At 62.3% G+C, this 21,310-nt stretch carries 25 protein-coding genes; 13 read left to right on the top strand and 12 right to left on the bottom strand.

Annotation, left to right across the window (positions count from 1 at the left end; genetic code table 11):
* Positions 1–6: 6 nt before the first annotated feature.
* From BW958_RS02095 to BW958_RS02045, 11 genes are read left to right on the top strand one after another with little or no spacing between them, the layout of a single operon-like run.
* Positions 7–1,068 carry a cob(I)yrinic acid a,c-diamide adenosyltransferase gene (locus tag BW958_RS02095; RefSeq protein ID WP_076573823.1) on the top strand — a complete coding sequence of 354 codons (1,062 nt, stop codon included), beginning with the start codon at positions 7–9 and terminating at the stop codon, positions 1,066–1,068.
* Entirely contained in the window at positions 1,065–2,477 is a 1,413-nt protein-coding gene (locus BW958_RS02090; RefSeq protein ID WP_076573821.1) for an aldehyde dehydrogenase family protein, read from the top strand. Before BW958_RS02095 ends, BW958_RS02090 begins: the two co-directional genes overlap by 4 nt.
* Positions 2,478–2,497: 20 nt before the next feature.
* Positions 2,498–3,613 carry a 1-propanol dehydrogenase PduQ gene (locus BW958_RS02085; protein ID WP_076573819.1) on the top strand — a complete coding sequence of 372 codons (1,116 nt, stop codon included), beginning with the start codon at positions 2,498–2,500 and terminating at the stop codon, positions 3,611–3,613.
* Complete coding sequence (locus tag BW958_RS02080) at positions 3,610–4,998, top strand: 4Fe-4S dicluster domain-containing protein (RefSeq protein WP_083687216.1); 1,389 nt, start codon at positions 3,610–3,612, stop codon at positions 4,996–4,998. Before BW958_RS02085 ends, BW958_RS02080 begins: the two co-directional genes overlap by 4 nt.
* Positions 4,999–5,027: 29 nt before the next feature.
* Positions 5,028–5,576 carry a BMC domain-containing protein gene (locus tag BW958_RS02075; RefSeq protein ID WP_076573817.1) on the top strand — a complete coding sequence of 183 codons (549 nt, stop codon included), beginning with the start codon at positions 5,028–5,030 and terminating at the stop codon, positions 5,574–5,576.
* A gap of 15 nt (positions 5,577–5,591) precedes the next feature.
* Entirely contained in the window at positions 5,592–5,939 is a 348-nt protein-coding gene (eutS, locus tag BW958_RS02070; protein WP_076573815.1) for an ethanolamine utilization microcompartment protein EutS, read from the top strand.
* Positions 5,940–5,943: 4 nt separating this feature from the next.
* The gene (locus tag BW958_RS02065) at positions 5,944–6,372 is read left to right on the top strand and encodes a EutP/PduV family microcompartment system protein (RefSeq protein ID WP_076573812.1); all 429 of its coding nucleotides are present in this window, start codon (positions 5,944–5,946) and stop codon (positions 6,370–6,372) included.
* 22 nt (positions 6,373–6,394) lie between these two features.
* Entirely contained in the window at positions 6,395–7,591 is a 1,197-nt protein-coding gene (locus BW958_RS02060; RefSeq protein WP_076573810.1) for an acetate/propionate family kinase, read from the top strand.
* A 2-nt stretch (positions 7,592–7,593) separates the two neighbouring features.
* A complete protein-coding gene (gene cobA, locus BW958_RS02055) occupies positions 7,594–8,391 on the top strand; it encodes a uroporphyrinogen-III C-methyltransferase (RefSeq protein WP_076573808.1) in 798 nt (265 codons plus the stop codon).
* Positions 8,392–8,422: 31 nt separating this feature from the next.
* Positions 8,423–9,526 (top strand): threonine-phosphate decarboxylase CobD, encoded by a 1,104-nt coding sequence (gene cobD / locus BW958_RS02050; protein ID WP_076573806.1) that lies wholly within the window; start codon positions 8,423–8,425, stop codon positions 9,524–9,526.
* Positions 9,519–10,379: a GHMP family kinase ATP-binding protein gene (locus tag BW958_RS02045; protein ID WP_076573805.1), complete on the top strand. Its 861-nt coding sequence runs from the start codon at positions 9,519–9,521 to the stop codon at positions 10,377–10,379. The genes cobD and BW958_RS02045 overlap by 8 nt, the downstream gene beginning before the upstream one ends.
* 11 nt (positions 10,380–10,390) lie before the next feature.
* Here BW958_RS02045 and BW958_RS02040 read toward each other — a convergent pair whose 3' ends face one another.
* Positions 10,391–11,074: a B3/B4 domain-containing protein gene (locus BW958_RS02040; protein WP_076573803.1), complete on the bottom strand. Its 684-nt coding sequence runs from the start codon at positions 11,072–11,074 to the stop codon at positions 10,391–10,393.
* Positions 11,075–11,138: 64 nt separating this feature from the next.
* Here BW958_RS02040 and BW958_RS02035 point away from each other — a divergent pair, with 64 nt between their 5' ends.
* Positions 11,139–11,717, top strand: a complete 579-nt coding sequence (locus tag BW958_RS02035; protein ID WP_256701772.1) for a helix-turn-helix domain-containing protein — start codon at positions 11,139–11,141, stop codon at positions 11,715–11,717.
* A gap of 84 nt (positions 11,718–11,801) precedes the next feature.
* Positions 11,802–12,410, top strand: a complete 609-nt coding sequence (locus BW958_RS02030; protein ID WP_076573799.1) for an HAD family hydrolase — start codon at positions 11,802–11,804, stop codon at positions 12,408–12,410.
* 38 nt (positions 12,411–12,448) lie between these two features.
* On the opposite strand, the gene cobT is transcribed toward BW958_RS02030, so the two are convergent.
* From cobT to BW958_RS01975, 11 genes are all read right to left on the bottom strand, one after another.
* Positions 12,449–13,504: a nicotinate-nucleotide--dimethylbenzimidazole phosphoribosyltransferase gene (gene cobT, locus BW958_RS02025; protein ID WP_076573797.1), complete on the bottom strand. Its 1,056-nt coding sequence runs from the start codon at positions 13,502–13,504 to the stop codon at positions 12,449–12,451.
* A 119-nt stretch (positions 13,505–13,623) separates the two neighbouring features.
* Positions 13,624–14,364 carry an adenosylcobinamide-GDP ribazoletransferase gene (cobS, locus tag BW958_RS02020; RefSeq protein ID WP_076573795.1) on the bottom strand — a complete coding sequence of 247 codons (741 nt, stop codon included), beginning with the start codon at positions 14,362–14,364 and terminating at the stop codon, positions 13,624–13,626.
* 2 nt (positions 14,365–14,366) lie between these two features.
* Entirely contained in the window at positions 14,367–14,915 is a 549-nt protein-coding gene (cobU, locus tag BW958_RS02015) for a bifunctional adenosylcobinamide kinase/adenosylcobinamide-phosphate guanylyltransferase (RefSeq protein WP_076573794.1), read from the bottom strand.
* Positions 14,912–16,477, bottom strand: coding sequence for a cobyric acid synthase (locus BW958_RS02010; RefSeq protein ID WP_076573793.1), 1,566 nt, complete (start codon positions 16,475–16,477; stop codon positions 14,912–14,914). The genes cobU and BW958_RS02010 overlap by 4 nt, the downstream gene beginning before the upstream one ends.
* A complete protein-coding gene (locus BW958_RS02005) occupies positions 16,474–17,304 on the bottom strand; it encodes an ATP-binding cassette domain-containing protein (protein WP_076573792.1) in 831 nt (276 codons plus the stop codon). Before BW958_RS02005 ends, BW958_RS02010 begins: the two co-directional genes overlap by 4 nt.
* Positions 17,301–17,981, bottom strand: coding sequence for an energy-coupling factor ABC transporter transmembrane protein (locus tag BW958_RS02000; protein ID WP_076573791.1), 681 nt, complete (start codon positions 17,979–17,981; stop codon positions 17,301–17,303). The genes BW958_RS02005 and BW958_RS02000 overlap by 4 nt, the downstream gene beginning before the upstream one ends.
* The gene (locus tag BW958_RS01995; RefSeq protein ID WP_076573789.1) at positions 17,965–18,267 is read right to left on the bottom strand and encodes an energy-coupling factor ABC transporter substrate-binding protein; all 303 of its coding nucleotides are present in this window, start codon (positions 18,265–18,267) and stop codon (positions 17,965–17,967) included. The genes BW958_RS02000 and BW958_RS01995 overlap by 17 nt, the downstream gene beginning before the upstream one ends.
* A gap of 1 nt (position 18,268) precedes the next feature.
* Positions 18,269–19,003, bottom strand: a complete 735-nt coding sequence (locus BW958_RS01990) for an energy-coupling factor ABC transporter permease (RefSeq protein ID WP_076573787.1) — start codon at positions 19,001–19,003, stop codon at positions 18,269–18,271.
* Complete coding sequence (locus tag BW958_RS01985) at positions 19,000–19,728, bottom strand: cobalt-factor II C(20)-methyltransferase (RefSeq protein ID WP_076573785.1); 729 nt, start codon at positions 19,726–19,728, stop codon at positions 19,000–19,002. The genes BW958_RS01990 and BW958_RS01985 overlap by 4 nt, the downstream gene beginning before the upstream one ends.
* Positions 19,728–20,519 (bottom strand): sirohydrochlorin cobaltochelatase, encoded by a 792-nt coding sequence (locus tag BW958_RS01980; RefSeq protein ID WP_076573783.1) that lies wholly within the window; start codon positions 20,517–20,519, stop codon positions 19,728–19,730. Before BW958_RS01980 ends, BW958_RS01985 begins: the two co-directional genes overlap by 1 nt.
* Positions 20,516–21,307: a cobalt-precorrin-6A reductase gene (locus BW958_RS01975; protein WP_218641724.1), complete on the bottom strand. Its 792-nt coding sequence runs from the start codon at positions 21,305–21,307 to the stop codon at positions 20,516–20,518. The genes BW958_RS01980 and BW958_RS01975 overlap by 4 nt, the downstream gene beginning before the upstream one ends.
* Positions 21,308–21,310: the final 3 nt, after the last annotated feature.

Genomic DNA, 21,310 nt, shown 5'->3' with positions numbered 1-21,310 from the left:
GCGGTCATGAGCATCTATACCAAAACCGGTGACAAGGGGAGCACGGCGCTGGTCGGCGGCAGCCGGGTCAGCAAGGCGGACCTGCGGGTCGATACCTATGGCACCGTGGACGAGCTCAATGCCGCCTTAAGTCTGGCCGAGCGGGCAACGCTCGGCGCCGATAACCGCGCCCTGCTCGAAGCCGTGCAATATCAGCTGTTTTATCTCGGTGCCGAGCTCGCTACCGATCCGGCCGCCGAGCTCAAGGGCCCGGCACCGCTTCGCATCGGCGGCGAGCATATCGCCGCACTTGAGCAGGCGGTCGATCGCTGCATGGCCAGCCTGCCACCGGTGCGCGGCTTTGTACTGCCCGGCCGCTCGGAAGCTGGCAGCCGCCTGCATCTGGCGCGCACCATCGCGCGCCGTGCCGAGCGGCGCATGGTCGAGCTGGCCACGCACACATCGCTGCGCCCGGCGCTGCTGCAATACCTTAACCGCCTCTCCGATTGCCTCTATGCCCTGGCTCGTCAGGAAGATCAGCTCGCCAGCACCGAGCAGGTTATCAGCGAGGTGATCCGCCGCTACCGCGCTGCGTTAGATGCCGAAACGCCGGCGCCGCAGACGCAGCACGCAGCGGCCACCCCCCATACGACCACGGCACACCCTGATCACAGCAATCCCGGCTTTGCCGTGCTGCACCAGCTGCTCAAGCAGGCCATCAAGGCGGCCAGCGAGCTGGGCGTACCGGTGGTGATTGCCGTGGTGGATCGTCACGGTCAGCCCATTCTCACCTATCGCATGCCCGATTCGCTGCTGGTGAGCCTGGATCTGGCCCCCAAGAAGGCCTATACCGCCGCCGCGCTCAAAACTGCCACCCATCTGCTGGGCAGTGCCATTCAACCGGGCGCGCCACTGTTTCAACTCGAAGCGAGCAGCGGCGGCAAGGTGGTCACCTTTGGCGGCGGCTATCCCCTCTACTGGAAGGGACGCCTGGCCGGAGGACTCGGAATTAGCGGCGGCACGGTCGAGCAGGACATGCAGATCGCCGAAGCTGCCATGCAAGGATTACAACTGGGGAACGCACAATGAACACCACCGAACTGGAAACTCTGATCCGATCCATTCTTACCGAGCAGTTGCAGTCACACGATGATCAGCCGGCGTTGGCCTGTGGGTGCACCAGCGATGGCGTGGCGCTGTTCGATACCGTGGATGCTGCCGTCAAGGCCGCCCATGCCGCCTTCAAGCGCTTTCAGGAAGCGCCGCTCAAAACCCGCTCTTCGATTGTGGCTGCCATTCGCGCCGGCCTGGCTGACTGCCTGCCGGAGCTCTCCGAAGCGGCGGCCCTTGAGACCGGCATGGGCAATGCGGCCGACAAGATCCTGAAAAACCGCGCCGCCCTTGAAAATACCCCAGGCATCGAAGATCTGGTCACCACCGCCCTGACCGGTGACGAAGGGATGGTACTGTTTGAATACTCCCCTTATGGCGTCATCGGCTCGGTAGCCCCCAGCACCAATCCGACCGAAACCATCATCAACAACAGCATCAGCATGCTGGCCGCTGGCAATGCCATCTACTTCAGCCCGCACCCGGGCGCCAAGCAGGTATCGCTCAACCTGATCGCCCGCATGGAGGCCATCGTCTTCAAGGCTTGCGGCATTCACAACCTGATTGTCACCGTGCGCGAACCCTCGTTTGAGGCCACCCAGCAGATGATGGCCCACCCCAACATCGCCCTGCTCGCCATCACCGGCGGCCCGGGCATCGTCAGCATGGCGCTGAAAAGCGGCAAAAAGACCATCGGTGCCGGGGCCGGTAACCCGCCCTGCCTGGTCGATGAGACCGCCGAAATCGTCAAGGCGGCGCGCGACATCATTGCCGGTGCATCGCTGGATTACAACCTGCCCTGCATCGCGGAAAAGAGCGTCATCGTGGTCGAGTGCGTGGCCGATCAACTGATCCAGCAGATGCGCGAATATGGCGCGCTGCAGATCACCGACCCGCAGCAGATGGCTGCCCTGCGCGAGGTGTGCATCCAAAAAGGTGCCGCCAACAAGCAACTGGTGGGCAAGAGTCCGGCGGTGATTTTGGAAGCTGCCGGCCTGCCGGTCCCGGCCAAGGTGCCCAAGCTCATCATCCTCGAAACAGCCGCCGACGATCCGCTGGTGGTCACCGAGCAGTTGATGCCGGTGTTGCCGATTGTGCGGGTCGATAACTTCGAGCAGGGCTTGGCGTTGGCGCTCAAGGTGGAAGATGGGCTGCATCACACCGCCATCATGCACTCGCAAAACGTGTCGCGCCTGAACAAGGCGGCGCACCTGATGCAGACCTCGATCTTCGTCAAAAACGGCCCCTCGTTCGCCGGGATCGGGGTCGGTGCCGAAGGCTTTACCACCTTCACCATCGCCACCCCGACCGGTGAGGGCACCACCTCGGCCAGAACCTTCGGGCGTCTGCGCCGCTGCGTGCTGACTAACGGTTTCTCCATCCGGTAAGGCCAGCGGGACACAAGCACATGAACAAGTTCTACGTCAGCACCAAGATCTACAGCGGTCCCAACAGCCTGGATGTACTCGGCCGTTTTCACGGCAAGCGGGTGTGGGTGGTGTGTGACAGCTTCATTGCCAAGAGCCCGGCCATCGGTCGCCTGACCCGCCAGCTGGAGCCGCACAATCTGGTGCAGATCTACAGCGACATCACCCCGGATCCGAGCATCGGTCTGGTGGTGAGCGGGATTGGTCAGTTTCTCGATTTCCGGCCCCAGCTGGTGATCGGCTTTGGCGGCGGCTCGGCCATCGATGCGGCCAAGGCGATTGTCTATTTTGCCCGCCAGCAGGGGCACGATATCGAGACCTGCATCGCCATCCCCACCACCAGCGGCACCGGCTCGGAGGTGACCAGCGCCACCGTCATCAGCGATCCGTCGCGCGGGATCAAATACCCGATTTTTGACGAGAGCATCTATCCGGACATGGCGATCCTCGACCCTTCGCTGGTGGTCACCGTGCCGCCAGCCATCACCGCCAATACCGGACTGGATGTGCTGACCCACGCACTGGAAGCGTATGTTTCGCGTTCGGCCGGCGATTTTACCGATGCGCTGGCCGAAAAGGCGGCCGATCTGGTGTTCCAGTATCTGCCCACCGCCTGCGTGAAAGGTGAATGCCTGCAGACCCGCGGCAAGATGCACAACGCCTCGGCCATGGCCGGCATGGCATTCAGTCAGGCCGGGCTGGGCCTGAACCACGCCATCGCCCACCAGCTCGGCGGCCAGTTTCACATTGCCCACGGGCTCGCCAACAGCCTGCTGCTGACCGGCGTGATTGCCCTCAATGCCGGCAAGGATGTGCGGGCCCTCAAGCGCTATACCCGGCTGGCCAAAAGCTGCCGACTCTGCCCGGATGCGGCCGATGATGCCACGGCGCTGGCCGCGCTCATCGCCCACATTCGTGCCTTGCAGCAACAGGTGGGCGTTGCCACCACCCTCTCGGCGCTCAACATCGGCGCCGAGCAGGTACGCAGCGCCCTGCCCGATATTGTGCGCGCCGCCCAGGCTGACAGCACCCTCAAGACCAACCCCTGCCCGGTCACGGACAGCGAGATTGCCCAACTGGTCGAGGCCATCCTATGAGCGAACTGCAACGCGCCATCGAGCAGCAAGTCAGCCAGGTGCTGGCTCACCATAGCGCCGAGCACATCGCCACCTGCGTGCGCGATGCCGGCATCGTCGGTGCTGGCGGCGCCGGCTTTCCCACCTATGTGAAGCTGCAAGCCAAGGCCGAGATCTATCTGGTCAATGCCGCCGAGTGCGAGCCGATGCTGAAAGTCGATCAGCAGTTGATGGCGCGCCAGGCGGCCGAGTTAGTGCGCGGTCTTCGCTATGGCATGGCCGCCACTGGTGCCCGCGAGGGGATTATTGCGCTCAAAGCCAAATATCAACCCGCCATCGCCGCGCTCACCCCCTTGATGGGCGGTTCGCTGCGCCTGCATATCTTGCCGGATGTTTATCCCGCCGGGGATGAAGTGATCACCATCTGGCAAGCCACCGGCCGCCGGGTACCCGCCGGGGCGCTGCCCATCAGCATCGGGGTGATGGTCAATAATGTGCAGACCTTGATCAACCTCGCGGCGGCGCTTGAGCAGAACCAACCGGTTACCCATCGCACCCTCACGGTCAATGGCGCCGTGCACCATCCGCTCACCGTCACGGTGCCGCTTGGCGTGTCGCTGCGCGACGTGCTGGCACTGGCCGGTGGCCCAACGATTCCCAATCCGGCTTTTATCAACGGCGGCCCCATGATGGGCAAGCTGGTGACCGATCTGGATGCGCCGGTGACCAAGACCACCGGCGGCTTGCTGGTGCTGCCTGCCGATCACCTCATTATCGAGCGCCGTCAACGCAGCGATCAGGTGATCTTCAACATGGCCCGCACCGTCTGCGAGCAGTGCGGTCTGTGCACCGATCTCTGTCCGCGTCACATCATCGGCCATGAGTTACCGCCGCACTTGCTGGTGCGCGCCGTCAACTACAACCAGGTGGGCGATCCCTCCGTGCTACTCTCGGCACTGACCTGCTCGGAGTGCAGCGTCTGCGAAAGCTACGCCTGCCCGGTCGATATCTCGCCGATGCGCATCAACCAGTATCTGAAAAAGCAGCTGCGTGCCCAGGGCGCCCGCTATCAGGGTGAACTGCGCCCGGCCGATCAGATGGCCGAATACCGGATGGTGCCGATCAAGCGACTGGTGAGCCGGTTGCAGCTCGAGCCTTTCTATCATGAAGCGCCATTGGAAAGCCCCGACTGGCAACCGGTTGAGGTGACCTTGCCGCTGCAACAGCACATCGGCGCGCCGGCTGAAGCGGTGGTCAGCGCAGGGGATGAAGTCACGCTCGGTCAGTGCATCGCCAAGCCCAAAGCCGACGCCCTTGGCGTTGCCATTCATGCCAGCCTGAGCGGACGGGTCACCCGGGTTGACCCCCACAGCATCACCATCAGCCGTGCTGGCACAGCGCATTAACCGCGAGCGCAGCAGGAGAAACAACCATCATGTATCACGCAATAGGAATGGTAGAGCTCAACAGTATTGCCAAGGGCATCGAGGTCACCGACGTGATGCTCAAAAGCGCCAACGTCACGCTACTCAGTGCCAAGACCCTCTGCCCCGGCAAGTACCTCATCATGGTGGGCGGCGATGTCACGGCGGTGCAGCAGTCGGTCAAAAGCGGCGAGCAACAGGCCGGTCATATGAAGGTCGATAGCATGGTGCTGCCCAATATTCACCCCTCCATTTTGCCTGCCATCAGCGGCGTCACTCCGGTGGATAAACGCCAATCCATCGGCGTGGTGGAGACCTTCAGCGTGGCGGCGTGCGTGGCCGCTGCTGATAGCGCGGTCAAAGCCGCCAACATCACGCTAGTGCGGATCCACATGGCCTTTGGCATTGGCGGCAAGTGCTATCTGGTGCTCAATGGCGATGTGTCCGATGCCAACACTGCCGTGCGCGCCGCCAGTCAGAGCGCGGGGGAAAAGGGGTTGCTGGTGCACGGCACCGTGATCCCCCGGCCCCATGAAGCCCTGTGGCAACAACTGCTGTAACCCAAGGAGAGCCCCATGCTGGAGACCACCAAAGAGCGCGTGATTCAGGAGTATGTGCCGGGCAAACAGATCACCCTGGCGCACCTGATTGCCAACCCCAACAAGGAGCTCTACAAAAAGCTCGGCCTCAATGAGGCGGCCAATGCCATCGGCATTCTCACCATCACCCCAAGTGAGGCGGCGATCATCGCCAGCGACATCACCACCAAGTCGGGCGCGGTCAGTATCGGTTTTATCGACCGCTTCACCGGCGCCGTGGTCATTACCGGCGACGTCTCGGCGGTGGAGTATGCCCTGCGTCAGGTGATCCATGTACTCGGTCATCAGATGAAATTCAGCGCCTGCGAGCTGACCCGGACCTGATGCCATGAAGCGACTGATGCTGATAGGCCAGAGCCAGTGTGGCAAAACCAGTTTGATGCAGTGCCTGCGCGGCGAGCCGCTTTCCTATCACAAGACCCAGGCGATCGATTATGCCGATCTGGCCATCGATACTCCCGGCGAATATCTGGAGAACCGCTGCCTGTATAGCGCGCTGATCACCACCTCCTACGACGCCGACGTGGTGGCCCTGGTGCAAAGCGCCGATCACCCGCAATCCTTCTTTGCCCCGCAATTTGCCTCGGTCTTCAACAAACCGGTGATCGGCATCATTACCAAGGCCGATCAGGGTCAGGATGCCGCCGCGCTGGAGGCCGCCCGTGACAAGTTGCAGCTCGCCGGTGCCCACACCCTGTTTGTCACCTCGGCCCTGACGCGAGAGGGCATTGCCCCCTTGCTCGATTATTTGAACTGACAGCTGACCACGCGGAGTATTCATGTCTTCACCTTCTTCATCCCTCGACAAGATCCTGGCCATCAATGCCGGCAGCTCATCGCTTAAATTTCAGCTCTTTGCCATGCCGCAAGAGCAGGTGATCACGCGCGGACTGATTGAGCGCATCGGCAAGCAAGACGCCATCTTCACCATGGAGGTGGCGGGCAAGAAGATAGCTCGCACCCACGCCGTTCTCACCCATCAGGAGGCGGTGGAGCAGCTGCTTGCGGGCTTACTGGATCATCACATCATCCATCGGCTCGATGAGATTGGCGGCGTCGGGCACCGGGTGGCCCACGGCGGCGAGGCGTTTCGTGACTCGGTAAGCATCGACCCGGCCGTGCTGGCCAAGATTGACGATCTCGGCCGGCTGGCCCCGTTGCACAATCCGGTCAATGCAGTCGGTATTCGCGCCTTTTTGCACGCACTGCCAAACGCCAAGGCGGTGGCGGTGTTTGATACCTCGTTTCACCAGAGCATGGCGCCGGAGCACTATCTCTATCCACTGCCCTATCGCTACTACAGCGAGCTTGGGGTGCGCCGCTACGGCTTTCATGGCACCAGCCACAAATACGTGGCGGCCATCTGCGCCGAGCAGATGGGCCAGCCTCTGGCATCGCTGCGACTGGTGAGTTGTCACCTGGGTAACGGCTCGAGCCTCTGCGCCATCGAGGGGGGCCGCTCGGTCAACACCTCGATGGGATTTACCCCGGAAGCCGGGGTGATGATGGGCACCCGCGCCGGTGATATCGATCCTTCGATTTTGCCCTTTGTCGCCGAGTGCGAGCAGTTACGTCCGGCCGATCTTAATCGCCTGCTCAACAACGAGTCGGGATTGCTCGGGATCTCCGGCGTCTCCAACGACTGCCGCGACGTGGAGAAAGCCGCCAGCGAGGGGAACCAGCGGGCGGCGCTCGCGCTGAAGATGTTTGCGGCACGCATCCGCGCCGTGATCGGCAGCTACATAGCCCAGCTCGGTGGTATTGATGCTCTTATTTTTACCGGCGGGATTGGGGAAAATTCTCGCAGCATGCGTGCGGCCATTTGCGAAAACTTGTCCTATTTGGGTATTTCGCTCGACCAATCGCGCAATAATGCCAACCAGACCTTTATTGAGCAGCCGTCGGCCAAGGTGCGGATCGCCGTGATCAACACCAACGAAGAGCTGATGATTGCCCGCGACGTGATGAGAGTATGACGATGACAGGCAAAGTATGGTTAGTCGGTGCCGGCCCGGGCGATCCCGGCCTTATCACCGTGAAAGGACTGCACTGTATCCGCAACGCCGACGTGCTGGTGTATGACCGTCTGGTGTGCCGTGAATTGCTGGCCGAAGTGCCGGCCGGATGCGAGCGCATCAATGTGGGCAAAACCCCCAACAACCACCCGATCCCGCAAGAGGAGATCAACCAGATCCTGGTGACTCACGCCCAGCGTGGCCGCAACGTGGTGCGCCTTAAAGGGGGTGACCCCTATGTCTTTGGCCGTGGCGGTGAAGAGGTCGAGACCCTGGCCCGCGCCGGCGTCGAGTTTGAGGTGATTCCGGGCATCAGCTCCTCCATCGGTGGGCTGGCCTATGCCGGGATCCCGGTGACTCACCGCGATCACGCCTCCTCGTTTCATGTGGTCACCGGCCACTTGCAACAAGGCAAAGAGCCGCAGGATTGGGAGCATTTGGCCCGCCTGCAGGGCACCTTGGTGATCCTGATGGGCATGAGCCAGCTTGAGCACATCTGCGGCGAGCTGATGCGCCATGGCCGGCGCAGCGACACCCCGGCGGCCGCCGTCATGTATGCCAGCCATCGGGTTCAGCGTATTGCTGCCGCCACCCTCGCCACCTTAGCTGACGAGGTCGAGCGTCAACAGATCAAGGCCCCGGCCCTGATCGTGATTGGCGAAGTGGTGCAGCTGCACACCTTGCTGCAGTTCGTGCCAACCGCCTTCACGCTCGATGAGATGGCGCCGGTTGTGACCGAACCGCTGGCTGCGCTAGCATAACGCCCTTTGTGGACACAGGCGGAGTGTGAGGATGGCAAGGGCAGCGCAACACGGTGGCAATGTATTGGAGATCGCCGAGCGCCATGGCTTGGATGCCAGCGAGATCATCGATTTTAGCGCCAACATCAATCCGCTCGGTATGCCCGACTCCCTGCGCCAGGCGATCGTGGATAACCTGGCACTGGCCGAGCGTTACCCCGATATCGAGTATCGCCATCTGCACCGCGCCATCGCCCGCCACACACAAACGCCGGTCGAGTGGTGCATGGCCGGAAACGGCGCCACCGAGCTGATTTTTTCTCTGGTGGCCAAGCTGGCGCCGCGCCGCGCCGTGCTGCCGGTGCCGGGCTTTGCCGAGTATCGCCGGGCGCTGGAGCGCATCGGTTGCGACATCATCGATGTGCAGCTCAATGAAGCCGATGATTTTCAGCCCACCGACGCCCTGCTCTCTGTGCTCGATGAGCAGATTGACTGCCTGTTTCTGTGCACGCCCAACAACCCGACCGGCCAGCAGCCCGATGCAGCCCTGCTCGGGCGCATTGTGCAGCACTGCCATGAGCGCGGTATTGCCCTGATTGTCGATGAGTCGTTTATCGATTTTATTGCCGGGGCAACAGGGTTGGTGGCCATGCTGGCCGATCATCCACGCCTCTATCTGCTGCGCTCGCTCACCAAGTTTTACGCCATCCCCGGGCTGCGTCTGGGCTATCTGCTAAGCGCTGACATCGCCACGCTCGATGCCATGCGTTGCGACCGCGAGCCCTGGACTATCAATGCGTTTGCGGCGCTCGCCGGCGAAGTGGTGATGGCTGATGACCCCTACCGGGTCGCCACTTATCAATGGTTGGCGCGCGAGCAGGCTTATCTGTTTGATGCCCTGTCGCGTCTGCCGGGCATCAAGGTGTGGCAGCCGGCCGCCAACTACCTTTTTTTACGCAGCTGCTCTGCGGCGCTGGAGCTGCAACAGGCGCTGCTTTGTCACAACGTGCTTATCCGCCACTGCGCCAACTATCCGGGGCTGGATCAGCACTACTACCGGGTGGCTATTCGCAGCCATGAGGAGAACCGCACGCTGGTCGCCGCCATGACGGCGGTGCTGGAAACGGCAGCCCTGTGGGAGCCCCGTCATGGCTGAGGCCTGCTGCCCGGCGTCCTGCGGTGAGCTCATTCAGGGCTGGGTGCGCGGCGGCGAGCATCTGGTCTCCTGCCCCATCGACTGGTTTAGCACGGTCGAGGTGCGAGAGGGTACGCCGCTTGAGCGCGAACGCCCACGGATGCGTGCCATGCTCGGTGCGGTGCTGCGCCACCTGCACTTACCCGCAGCACTTGGGGATGGACTGCGTATCGAGGTGGACTCCACCATCCCGGTTGGCAAGGGGATGGCCAGCAGCACGGCCGATATCGCCGCGACGGCGCAGGCCACCGCCCGGCATCTCGGCCATGAACTCTCGGAATCCGACCTGGCTGCCCTGTGCGTCGGGCTCGAGCCCACCGACAGCACCCTGTTTCGCGAGCTGACCCTGTTTGATCACAAAGCCGGTGCTGTGCTGGCGCGCCATGACTGGCTACCCGAGGTGGAGCTGCTGATTCTGGAAAGCCCGGAGCGACTGCTCACCAGCGACTATCACCGCCGGGATCGCCGCGCTCCGCTGCTCGAAGGCGCGCCACTGCTGGCCAGAGCCTGGCACCATATGGAGTTGGCCGCCCGGAACGCCGATGCCCGTGAGCTCGGCCAGGCCACCACATTAAGCGCCATCGCCAGCCAGAGGTTGCTGGTTAAACCGCTGTTTAGCGAACTGCTCGCGCTGGTTGAGCAGGAGGCGCTGCTTGGCCTCAATGTGGCGCACAGCGGCACCGTGGTTGGGCTGCTGCTTGATCCCGCTCGCCACGACCGTGAACGAATCGCGGCCCTGCTCTCACGTCCCCCGTTTTGCCAGCACTACCCGCGCCTGCACCGGGCGCGCATGGTGGCAGGGGGCGTGCGTTAAGCTCCCACGCTTTAGACGCCCACCAGCATCGACTCGATCTCGGCGCCCGGCATCATCTGCCGCAGTCCACTCATCAACTCTTCACCGGCCGCATGCAGTGCATCAAGTGGCATCTCGGGCAGGCTTTCGAGGATAAACCACATCTCTTTGGCGTGAGCATCGAGGCGGGTACGCACGCCCTGACGCCAGTTCCAGCGCCGGCAGGTCACCCCAAGGTCATCGCGCCAAACCACCTCACCGGCATCCGGATGTTCATGGGCTGGCGCCCCCTCTTTGATGGTATCAAACAGTTCGCTGCCATCGGCCAGCGTCAGGGTCGGCGTGCCCACATAGGCCGCAGCATTCTCCCCGCCAACCGCAATGGCATAGCGAATACTGACCGCGTTATAGAGATCGACCACCGGATCGATATTTGCCATGGTGCCGTCACGCAGCACCCGCTTTCTCAGTGCGTCGGCCGAGCAAGGCGTGCGCTGCGGCTTGGCACCAAAGCGGCGAAACACCTCGGCCCAGGCTTGCAGATGCGCCTCTGCCCAGGGGGCCGAGGTGGTGAAGGTTTGGCAGGCATGCGCCAGTGCGGCCGCGCCCACCTCGGGATGGATCATCTCAGCGCCGCGCACACTGATGCTGAGGGCCCGAAAACCGGGCGCCAGGTTAGCCAAACGGGGATCTATTGACGGTATGACAGGGAACATTGGAGAATCCTTTGGTGACCATTTTGTATCAAGATAACGACCAATGACCAAAAAAGTCAATATAATGACCGGCGCAGATGTCGACACCATCTCGCAGGCACTGGCAGGAAAAATCAAAAACTACCGTAAAATCAGCAAGCTCTCGCTCGATGAACTGTCGCGCCGCGCCGGCATCAGCAAGGGCATGCTGGTAGAGATCGAAAAAGGCAGTGCCAACCCCAGCATCGGCATTCTGTGCAAGCTCTCGGCCGCCCTCGGGCTGTCGGTCGCCGATCTGGTCAATGTCAGCAGTGAGCCGGCGGTTCATCTTATCGATGCCCCCGAGATCCCCACCCTGTGGCACGGCCCGCTTGGCGGCACCGCCCGTTTACTGGCCGGGACCACGGGGCCGGATATGATTGAGTTATGGCAGTGGGAGATGGCGCCGGGTGAGCGCTTTGACTCCGACGGGCATACGACAGGGACCGTCGAGCTGTTTCATGTCGAGCAGGGCATCCTGACCATCGGCATTGATGGTGAGCAGTGGCAGGTCAAGGCGGGACAATCTCTGGTGGCCAGAACCGATGTGCCGCACCATTACGCCAATAGCGCAGAGACGCCGCTGCGCTTTACCATGACGGTGGCTGAACTCACGGCGCGCTAAAACGGCGGTGGCGGCACTTGTCCTGCTCACCTCAGCCGTTACAATCGGCGTGGCCCTCATCCCATTGCAGCTCAGGAATCACTGATGTTTGATCTCGCCCACTATCGGCAATACCGCGCCTGGATCTTCGATCTCGACGGCACCCTCTCCAACACCCTGCAGGCCCATGATCTGGCCTGGCAGCACGCCCTCGATCACTTTGCCATTCCCTACACCGCCGAGCGGATGCAGCAACTCGGTGGGGTGCCGATCCCCGATACGGTCGAGATCCTGGCCCGCGAAGCGGGTATGACGGTGGATGTGAAGGCGGTGGTGACACGGCGCGATGCGCGCTTTTATCAGCTGCTGCCGAGTACCTTAAGCGCCACCCCGCTGGTCGCCGGTGTGGTCGAGCCCCATCTTGGCCAACGGCCGATGGCGGTCGGTACCGGCTGCTACACCGACATGGCGCGCCGCATTCTGGCCGGGCTGGGTCTGGATAGCGCGCTTGAGGTGGTGATCGGCGCCGATCAGGTGGCCAATCCCAAACCGGCGCCCGACACCTTCCTGCTGGCTGCCGAGCGGCTCGGGGTTGCCCCCGCCGACTGTCTGGTGTTTGAAGATGCCGACGCCGGACTCACCGCCGCCCGCGCCGCCGGCATGGCCAGTGTCGATGTGCGTACCCTGTGGGCGGTGGCGCGGCCGCTGCAATAACGTCTTCATCGATTTGCAAAGCGGCGTCGCTCTGCCCATCAAGCCGGTCGGGGCAGCTCCACATGGTTGTCAGCCATGCGGCCCATCCGCTGGACCATGGCGCAGGCGGCGTCGATAAACGGCATGGCCATGGCGGCGCCGCTCCCTTCCCCCAAGCGCAGTTCAAGGTGGATAAAGGGCTTAAGGTCAAGGTGCGCCAACGCCAGCTGCGAGCCCTTCTCGGCCGAGTGGTGAGAGGGCACCAGATAGTGCCAGGCGCCGGGTGCAATGCGACACGCCGCCAGGGCGCAGGCATAAGAGAGAAACCCGTCGAGCACCACCGGCACCCCTGCTGCCGCACCGCCCAAGATCACACCAGTCATGCCGACCAGATCAAACCCGCCCACCTTGGCCAGCACATCAATACCATCGCTGGCATCGGGACGATTGACCGCAATGGCGCTTCGCACCACCTCCACCTTGTGATGCAGGCGGTGACTCGGGAAGTTGGCGCCCAGGCCCACGGCCTGCTCGGGCGCGGCGCCAGTCATCACGCTGACCATGGCGGCCGCCGGGGTGGTGTTGCCAATGCCGAGCTCCCCGACACCGAGCACCCGCACGCCAGAGGCCACTTTGTCCATGGCAAACCGGGCGCTCGCCAGCAGCAGATGCTCGGCATCATGGCGGCTCATGGCGGCGCCTTTGGCAATATTGGCGCAGCCTCGGGCAAGCTTGAGACTCAGCATCCCGGGCAGCGGCTCGCTGTCGATACCGATATCGACAATCTGCACCTTGACGCCGCTGGCCGCAGCCAAGGCGCAGACGCCGGTCAGGCCGCGCGTCATGTTCAGTGCCTGGCTCGCCGTCACCTCACGCGGGGTGACCGCGATCCCCTCGTCAAAGACGCCATGATCGGCCGCCATGACGATGATCTCCTTGGCGCCGGGGTGAATATCGGGGGTGCGGTAGATCCCGGCCAGTTGCACAGCCAGCTCTTCAAGGCGCCCTAAGCTTCCCACCGGTTTGAACAGGCCATCGATATGATGGCGGGCCAACTGCATGGCCGGCTCGTCCAATGGCCGGATCAGGTGCACCAGATGCTCTAACGTCAGCATTGCGTTGTTCTCCCTTGCTACCAACTCGCAAAAGGGGCAGCGCACTGCCCCTGTATGAAATTCCGAGCCGGTACCGTCAACACGCAAGGCGCCACTGGCTCACCGTAAGGCGTTTTCAATCAGCACAACATCAGTAAAAACCACACTTCAAACAGCTCATTGCCGGCCCCCAGCGTGTCACCGGTCTGGCCACCGAGCCGTGACACCACAAAACGCCGATAGGCCAGCGCAAACAACGCGGTCAAAAGAAACGCCAGCGCGCCGCGACCACCGCCAAGCAGTGTGACCAGCAGCAGGCCGAGCAACAGGGTAAGTACACACTGACGGTCACTCACCTTGCCGATAAACACATTGCCGAGCCCCTGCTCGCGGGCATAGCGCTGATGGTGCATCAGCAGCACCATCAGCGCTCGCCCGGCAATCGGCGCCGCCACCAGCAGGGCCCATAGATGCGGCGTCTGCTCACTACTTAAATGGATCACCGCCAACAGGCGAAACAGCACGGCAAGCAGCAGCGCCAGCGCGCCGTTGGTGCCCAGCCGGCTGTCTTTCATGATCTCGAGCATCTGCTCGCGCTTTCGCGCCGAAAACAGGCCATCGCAGGTATCGGCCAGCCCGTCGAGGTGAAACGCGCCGGTGACCAGCGCCAGCGCCAGCAAATAGCAGGCGGCCGCCAGCCAGGGATCAAGCAGCCAGAGACCCAGAGCGTAAGCCGCCGCCCCCATCACGCCGACGGTGAGCCCCAGCAGCGGAAACCAGATCACCCCTTCGTGGGTGCGCGAAAAATCAAACGACGCCGTCCAGCGCGCCGGCACCGGGATGCGGGTCATAAACTGCAGAATGGCCAGATAGGCACGCATGACTACCCCTTGATCTTCATCTCGACACCCGAGATCACCAGCCACACCTCGCTCGAGGCGGCCGCCAGACGCTGATTGATGCGCCCGGCGATATCACGAAAGCGCCGTGCCAGCAGGTTATCCGGTACGATGCCAAACCCCACCTCGTTGGTGACCAGATAAAGCGGCGCCTTGCACTCACTGGCCGCCGCGATCAGGGCATCCACCTCCTGCCCGATATGCGCCTCAATGGCGGCAAAATCCATCTGCTCGGGCGGTGTGTCACCGGCATGGGCAAACATCAGGTTGGTGATAAGGGTCGTGATGCACTCGAGCATGATAGCGTCATGCTGCGGTCCGTCGCGGCGCACCACCTCACCGAGCCCGGCAAACCCTTCATGGGTTGACCAGTGCGCCGGACGACTGGCCCGGTGCAGGGCGATGCGCTCGGCCATCTCGGGATCGGTCACCACCGAGGTGGCGATATAGAGCACCCGCTCGCCGCAGCGGGCGGCCAACTGCTCGGCCAGACGGCTCTTGCCACTGCGGGCACCGCCGGTAATCAAGATCATGCATGCTCCTCACAAGGCTCGTGGCAAGCGGGCAGCTCGCAACGCTCGATAATGCGATAGATGGCCGTCATATCGAGATGCTGGCGCATGGCGGCGGCCAGCTGATCGAACTGCTCGTTCTTAAAGGCGTGATAATCAAACGGCTCGCCCTCGATGGGCGCCAACCCCTTGCGCTGGCGCAGGGTATTGAGCAGCACGCGGGTAAAGTGCGGCGCATCAAAAATGCCGTGGATGTAAGTGCCCGCTACCAACCCGTCCTGACTGATGGCGCCCTCCTCGATGGACACCTCGGCGCGGTTACGCCGTGACAACCGGGTAAAGGGGGTCACACCGGCCGCTCGCTCGGTCTCTCCCATGTGGATCTCGTAGCCTTCCACGGCCAGCCCAGAGCAGCCAGCCAGCAGGCAGTGCGCCTGTGACACCACGGTGGCGTGTACCTGGGTGGTCACCTTTTCACGGGCAAACACGGTCTCGCAATCGAGCAGGCACAAGCCGGGCATCTCGTCGATGCCGGACTCCACCCCATCAATCAGGCGACGCCCCAGCATCTGGAACCCGCCGCAGATGCCGATAACCGGCACGCCGTTGCCATGGGCGGCGATAATGGCCGCACTCAGGCCGCTCTGGTTGAGAAACGCCAGATCGCCCAAGGTGTTTTTGCTGCCAGGCAGGATCAGCAGATCCGGCGAGCCCAACTCGGCGGGCGAGTTCACATAGCGCAGCGTGACGTCGGGCTGGGCCGCCAGCGCATTGAAATCGGTGAAGTTGGAGATGTGCGGCACCCGCACCACCACCACGTCGAGGTCGCGCGTCTGCTGTTGGCGGTATTTGTGACTCCCCGGTTGCAGCACCACCCCATCCTCATCTTCGAGGGTCAAGGAGAGATAGGGCATCACCCCGATCACCGGCACCGCAGTGAGCGCCTCAATCTGACGAATGCCGGGCATCAGCAGCGCCACGTCACCGCGGAACTTGTTGATGATGACCCCCTTGATGCGAGCGCGCTCCGCCTCGGGTAGCAGCGCCAGGGTGCCATAAATCGAGGCAAACACGCCGCCGCGATCGATATCCGCCACCAGGATCACCGGCGCATCTATCAGCTCGGCCATCCCCATGTTGACGATGTCCCGATCGCGCAAGTTGATCTCGGCCGGGCTGCCCGCCCCTTCCAGCACGATCACATCCTGCTCGCGGGCCAGGGAGTGATACACCTCGTCGATGCGCGCCTGCAGACGCGGCTTGAACTCGTGGTAGGTGACTGCGTCCATGTCGCACAATACCTTGCCCATCACGATCACCTGGGACTTGCGATCCGAGGTGGGTTTGAGCAGCACCGGGTTCATCCGCACATCAGGGGCAATGCCGGCTGCCTCGGCCTGAAAAATCTGGGCGCGGCCCATCTCGTCACCGCTGGCGGTGATGCCGGAGTTAAGCGCCATGTTCTGCGCCTTAAACGGCGCCACCTTGTGGCCGTCCTGAGCCAAAATGCGGCACAGGCCCGCCACCAGTACACTCTTGCCGACGTCAGACGCCGTGCCTTGGATCATGACGCACAGGGTCATACCGCCTCCTTGTGTTGCTTGCCATGAGCGTGTCGGGCACTGTCAAAAAACGCCTGCTCGCTCTCGTAAAGGGGATATCCGAGCTCTTGATGCAGCCGCACCAGCCAGGGCTGTACCAAACCGGCCCGACTCAGCATGTCGGGCTGCAAGAACACCTCGCGCCGAGTTCCCTCAGCGAGCAAGTGCCCCTTGCTCAGGACATAGAGGTAGTCGCACACCTCGTAGATAAAATCGATGTCATGACTTGAGACCACCACCCGGCGGCCCGACTCACTGATGCGCCGGATCAGCGCCATCATCTGGCTGCGACCGGCCGGATCAAGCCCGGCTGTGGGCTCATCGAGCAGCAGCATGTCCGCTTCAAGCACCAGGGCGCCGGCGATGGCAACCCGCTTTTTCTGACCGTGGCTTAGGTACTGCACCGGCATCGCTTTCAGCGCAGTGCCATCGACCAGCGCCAGCGCCTGTTCAATGCGGCTGGCGATCACGGCCTCACTCATGCCGAGATTACGCAGGGCAAAGGCGATATCACTCTCGACGTCCGTGTAAAAAATCTGCTGATCCGGGTCCTGAAACACCATCGAGACCCGCTGGCGCAATGCACGCAGCTCTTTTTTGCCATAGCCAATCGGCCGGCCCTGCCAGCGCACCTCCCCCGACTGGGGTTTGAGGATGCCAAGCAGGGTCATAAACAGGGTGGATTTACCGCAGCCGTTGGCGCCGAGAATGGCGGTCACCTGACCACGGGAAAAGTCGAGATTGAGCCTGTGCAATACCGCGACATCGCGCTGATAACCGACCGAGAGATCGCTCGTCGAGAGGCTCATAGATGAAATTCTCCGGTAAACAGCTTCACATCCAAGGTGGTTTCCATCCGGGTGTGGCGCTCCATGACCCGCGCCAGCAGCATGCCCACCAGCATGGCCAGCGAGCGATAACTGTTACCAAGGCGGCCATAACCAAAGCGCAGGGTCTGCGCCTGATGAATCGCCATCGCCTCTTCAATCAGGATGAAAATAAAGCGGTAGGTCAGCATGATCTGCTCAAGCAGCAAGGTCGGAATGCGGCAGAACTTGAGCAGCACGATCAGCTGGTTAAACGGGGTGGTCAGTACAAACAGATAGGTGGCTGCCAGTGCAGCCAGACTGCGCCAGAGGGTATGCCAGGCGGTGTCGAGCCCAACTTGGTCGGGACCTAGCACCAGAGGCCCCAGCTGCAGTGCATGAGGCAGTGGCACGGCCGGTGACCACGCCACCGAAAAGACAATGCCAAGCAGCCCGAAGGCCAGAAAAAACAGCGGCACCAGCAGCCAGCGCAGATAGCGCAGCACAGTGACGTTTAGCAAATAACAGGTCAGCAGCACCATCCCCGCCAGCAACCCCATCTGAACCAGCGGCGGACAGCTGAAGGCCAGCACCATCAGCAGCACATAGAGCAGCGCCTTGCGGCGCGGCTCTACATGCAGCCAGCGGCTCTGATAGGCCAGCTTATCGATGATCAGCATCGCGCATCTGCTCTTTATCACGGGCACGCTTGCCGTGATAAAAACCGAAGATGTAGAAGATCACCGCCGTGCCCAGCGCCCCTTGCAGGGTAAACAGCAGGCTCTCGATTTCGCCGCTGGCCGGTTCAAACAGGGGCTGGAACCAGGGCTTGTAGTCCGGCGAGAGCTGGCCAATCGCCGCTTCGGCCTGACCATCCGAGCCACTGAAATCACCGCCGTGAGAGATAAAAAACGGCACGATACACAGGGCCACCACCAACAGAGACAAGATCAGGGTCTTTTTCATCTTAATGGGCTCCGGCTGGGATCAGGTGACGCTTGGTCAGCTGGTCATAGATAAGAACGGTCAACAACCCTTCGGCAATGGCGATCGGCACCTGGGTCAGGCAGAAGATCCCGAGGAATTTAAGCGACGCGCCAGCAATGCCGGTCTGCGGGTCGGGAAACGCCAGCCCCAACTGCAGCGAGGTCACCGCATAGGTAAACAGATCGGCGGCAAAGGCGCAGAGGAATACCGCCACATCGCGGCGCAGGTTCAGGCGATTGGCGGCAACCCAGATCAGATAACCAACCAGAGGGCCGAGCACCGCCATCGACATGCCGTTGGCCCCAAGCGTGGTCAAGCCACCGTGAGCCAGCAGCAGCGCCTGGAACAACAGGGCAATACCACCGAGCACCGAGACAATGCGAAACCCGAACAGGATGATGGCAAGCCCCACCCCGGTCGGGTGCGAGCAGCTGCCAGTTACCGACGGCATCTTGAGCGCCGAGAGCACGAAGATAAAGGCAGCGCACAGCGCCAACAGCACCTTCTGATGGCTGTCATCATGGACAATCTCGCCCAGCCGGCGCAGGCCGAGGATCAGAAACGGAATAAACAGCACCCACCAGGAGAGCGCCCAATAGGGCGGCAAAAAACCCTCCATGATGTGCATGGCCATGACTGGCGCCGGCAAGAGCGCCAAGGCGATGGCCCAGGGCAGCGCCCTGGCCAAAAGAGACAAACCTGAACCGTGTTTCATACAACCTCCCTGGACGTGACACTCGGCCACGCTTTGTTAACCACAATGGTGGAGAAATAGGGCAGTGCTACGTCGTCACCAATCTCGCCAAGTGAGCGGAAACACTGCTCGGTCGGTAATGAGGCTTCGGCCATCAGCAGGGCGTGGGGCAGCAGCTCCAGGCGCGCCAGTAAATCCCGCACCATGGCAAAGCGGCCATAGACTTTCATCAGCACGATGCAGCCGTGTTGGCGCAGCGCCTGTTCAAGCTCAGCCTCGGGCGCGGTGCAAGAGACCACCGCCATGCTCTGCTGCTCCATGGCAAGGGGAAACACCGCGCGCGCCGCTATGGCGGCAAACGAGGTGACACCGGGGATCACCACCATGGGCACCCGCCCCTGCAAGCGTTCGAGCAAAAAGACCCAGGTGCTAAAGAGCATGGCGTCGCCCAAGGTGACAAACCCGACCTGACGACCGGCCGCCACGTCGCTCGCCATCTCCTCGGCCACGCTGTCCCATACTTGCTCTTTTTCGTCACCATGGGTGCTCATCGGGAAGTGGCGCTCGCGCACCTCAACCTGCGGCCCCAGGTATTCACGCACGATGGAGAGCGCCAGACTGTCACCACCACGGCGACCGGCCGGGGCATACAACACATCCAGCGTGCCAAGCAGGCGGGCGGCACGCACCGTGATGAGATCGCTGCTGCCAGGGCCTGTGCCGATGGCGTAGAGTTTTCCCTGCATCAGGCCGCCTCCTCCTGCTGTTGCAACACTGCCTGCAGATGCTCGACAAACATCTGTTGCACCAAGGGATTTTCTCCCAGTCCCTGCAGCCAGGGCACCGCCGTGATCCCGGCATTGGCCAGCTGGGTCTTCCAGGAGTCCTCCTCTTCGGAGGCCATGTCGTTGATGGCGTGATCGCCCGCCACCAGCATCAGCGGCATCAGGTGCACCTTGCGCACACCATCGCGCTTGAGGCGCGCCACCACGGTGTCGATTTCGGGATAGCTCTCTACCGCCCCCACCAGCAGCGGCAGGTTGCGGGTCATCAGCATGTGATCAAGACAGGCGTAAGCGGCAAAGGCGTGATGGGTTGCGCCGTGGCCCATAAACACCACCCGCTCGTCGCTGGCCAATTGCGGCGCCTGCGCCTGCATGGCATCGATCAACTGCTCGAAATCGTCGTGACTACTGAGCAGCGGCAAGCCGATGCCGATTTTGAGAAAACGAGCGCGAAATGCATCGACCTGAGTGACAATCTTCTCGAACTCATCGCCATTGATCACATGCAGCGACTGGATCAGCACATCCTGATAGCCAGCTGCAGCCAGCTCGGCCAGCGCCTGCTGCGGGTTGCAGATATGCAGGCCATCGCGCTTGGCCAATTTGCGGATGATCATCTCGGAGGTGAAGGCGCGAAACAGGGTGCGATCAGGAAACGCTGCCGCCAGGCGCTGCTCGCAAGCGACGATATTCTTCTCGCAGGTATCCGGGTAGCTGGTACCAAAGCTGATAACCAACAGGGCTTTTTTCATTGTTCACTCCCTTCATGGCCAGCGGCCAGACAGGTTTTCAATGCATCCGGGGTAGAGATGATCTCTCCCCACCGTGAATCATGTTCGGTATGAGGGCGGCGAATGACGATGCAGGGGATGCCCAGCTCAAGGCAGGGACGCACCTTCTCCTGATATCCCCCTTCGGCGCCTGACTCCTTGGTAATGACCAGATCGCAGCGACAGGCGCGATAGAGTGCACGGTTGAGCTCCGCATCAAAGGGCCCCTTCATGGCGATGATCTGATCCACCCCAAAGCCGAGCGCCTCGCACTCGGCCAGCACTGTCGATGTCGGCAGCACCCGCGCCAGCAGCAACTTCTCAGGCAGGGCGTGCTGGTAACGGGCCAGATCCTTGCTGCCGGTGGTGAGTAGCACCCGCTCACCCAGGCTACGCGCCACCTCACAGGCCGCCGCGATGTCATCGACCACGGTGAGCAGCGGATGGACGATGCTCTCAATCTCGCTGGGGCGCTCAAAGCGCAGCAGGCGCAGATCAAGTGCCTGACAGGCGGCGCGAATATTGGCATGCAGCGCACTGGCATAGGGGTGAGCGGCATCAATCACCCACTTGACGCCGCGCGTGGCGAGCCAATCAATCATGGCTGGCTCATCGAGGCGGCCTACATGTACCGAACCGCCAATATCCCCCGCCAGCTCGCGTCCGGTGTCGGTGGCTACCGACACGCTGTAGTCGAGCTGCAGTTGGTCCAGCACCGCGCACAGGGCGCGGGCATCGCTGGTGCCACCAAACAGATGGATCGCCGCCACCGC

The sequence above is a fragment of the Aeromonas sp. RU39B genome, assembly GCF_900156095.1.
Classification (GTDB): domain Bacteria; phylum Pseudomonadota; class Gammaproteobacteria; order Enterobacterales; family Aeromonadaceae; genus Aeromonas.
This window is presented reverse-complemented; position numbering and strand designations above follow the sequence as displayed.

Excerpts from the sequence above, each read along its gene's own strand:
- BW958_RS02095 (WP_076573823.1), top strand. The coding sequence starts at position 7 with ATGAGCATCTATACCAAAACCGGTGACAAGGGGAGCACGGCGCTGGTC.
- BW958_RS02090 (WP_076573821.1), top strand. The coding sequence starts at position 1,065 with ATGAACACCACCGAACTGGAAACTCTGATCCGATCCATTCTTACCGAG.
- BW958_RS02085 (WP_076573819.1), top strand. The coding sequence starts at position 2,498 with ATGAACAAGTTCTACGTCAGCACCAAGATCTACAGCGGTCCCAACAGC.
- BW958_RS02080 (WP_083687216.1), top strand. The coding sequence starts at position 3,610 with ATGAGCGAACTGCAACGCGCCATCGAGCAGCAAGTCAGCCAGGTGCTG.
- BW958_RS02075 (WP_076573817.1), top strand. The coding sequence starts at position 5,028 with ATGTATCACGCAATAGGAATGGTAGAGCTCAACAGTATTGCCAAGGGC.
- eutS (WP_076573815.1), top strand. The coding sequence starts at position 5,592 with ATGCTGGAGACCACCAAAGAGCGCGTGATTCAGGAGTATGTGCCGGGC.
- BW958_RS02065 (WP_076573812.1), top strand. The coding sequence starts at position 5,944 with ATGAAGCGACTGATGCTGATAGGCCAGAGCCAGTGTGGCAAAACCAGT.
- BW958_RS02060 (WP_076573810.1), top strand. The coding sequence starts at position 6,395 with ATGTCTTCACCTTCTTCATCCCTCGACAAGATCCTGGCCATCAATGCC.
- cobA (WP_076573808.1), top strand. The coding sequence starts at position 7,594 with ATGACAGGCAAAGTATGGTTAGTCGGTGCCGGCCCGGGCGATCCCGGC.
- cobD (WP_076573806.1), top strand. The coding sequence starts at position 8,423 with ATGGCAAGGGCAGCGCAACACGGTGGCAATGTATTGGAGATCGCCGAG.
- BW958_RS02045 (WP_076573805.1), top strand. The coding sequence starts at position 9,519 with ATGGCTGAGGCCTGCTGCCCGGCGTCCTGCGGTGAGCTCATTCAGGGC.
- BW958_RS02040 (WP_076573803.1), bottom strand. The coding sequence starts at position 11,074 with ATGTTCCCTGTCATACCGTCAATAGATCCCCGTTTGGCTAACCTGGCG.
- BW958_RS02035 (WP_256701772.1), top strand. The coding sequence starts at position 11,139 with ATGACCGGCGCAGATGTCGACACCATCTCGCAGGCACTGGCAGGAAAA.
- BW958_RS02030 (WP_076573799.1), top strand. The coding sequence starts at position 11,802 with ATGTTTGATCTCGCCCACTATCGGCAATACCGCGCCTGGATCTTCGAT.
- cobT (WP_076573797.1), bottom strand. The coding sequence starts at position 13,504 with ATGCTGACGTTAGAGCATCTGGTGCACCTGATCCGGCCATTGGACGAG.
- cobS (WP_076573795.1), bottom strand. The coding sequence starts at position 14,364 with ATGCGTGCCTATCTGGCCATTCTGCAGTTTATGACCCGCATCCCGGTG.
- cobU (WP_076573794.1), bottom strand. The coding sequence starts at position 14,915 with ATGATCTTGATTACCGGCGGTGCCCGCAGTGGCAAGAGCCGTCTGGCC.
- BW958_RS02010 (WP_076573793.1), bottom strand. The coding sequence starts at position 16,477 with ATGACCCTGTGCGTCATGATCCAAGGCACGGCGTCTGACGTCGGCAAG.
- BW958_RS02005 (WP_076573792.1), bottom strand. The coding sequence starts at position 17,304 with ATGAGCCTCTCGACGAGCGATCTCTCGGTCGGTTATCAGCGCGATGTC.
- BW958_RS02000 (WP_076573791.1), bottom strand. The coding sequence starts at position 17,981 with ATGCTGATCATCGATAAGCTGGCCTATCAGAGCCGCTGGCTGCATGTA.
- BW958_RS01995 (WP_076573789.1), bottom strand. The coding sequence starts at position 18,267 with ATGAAAAAGACCCTGATCTTGTCTCTGTTGGTGGTGGCCCTGTGTATC.
- BW958_RS01990 (WP_076573787.1), bottom strand. The coding sequence starts at position 19,003 with ATGAAACACGGTTCAGGTTTGTCTCTTTTGGCCAGGGCGCTGCCCTGG.
- BW958_RS01985 (WP_076573785.1), bottom strand. The coding sequence starts at position 19,728 with ATGCAGGGAAAACTCTACGCCATCGGCACAGGCCCTGGCAGCAGCGAT.
- BW958_RS01980 (WP_076573783.1), bottom strand. The coding sequence starts at position 20,519 with ATGAAAAAAGCCCTGTTGGTTATCAGCTTTGGTACCAGCTACCCGGAT.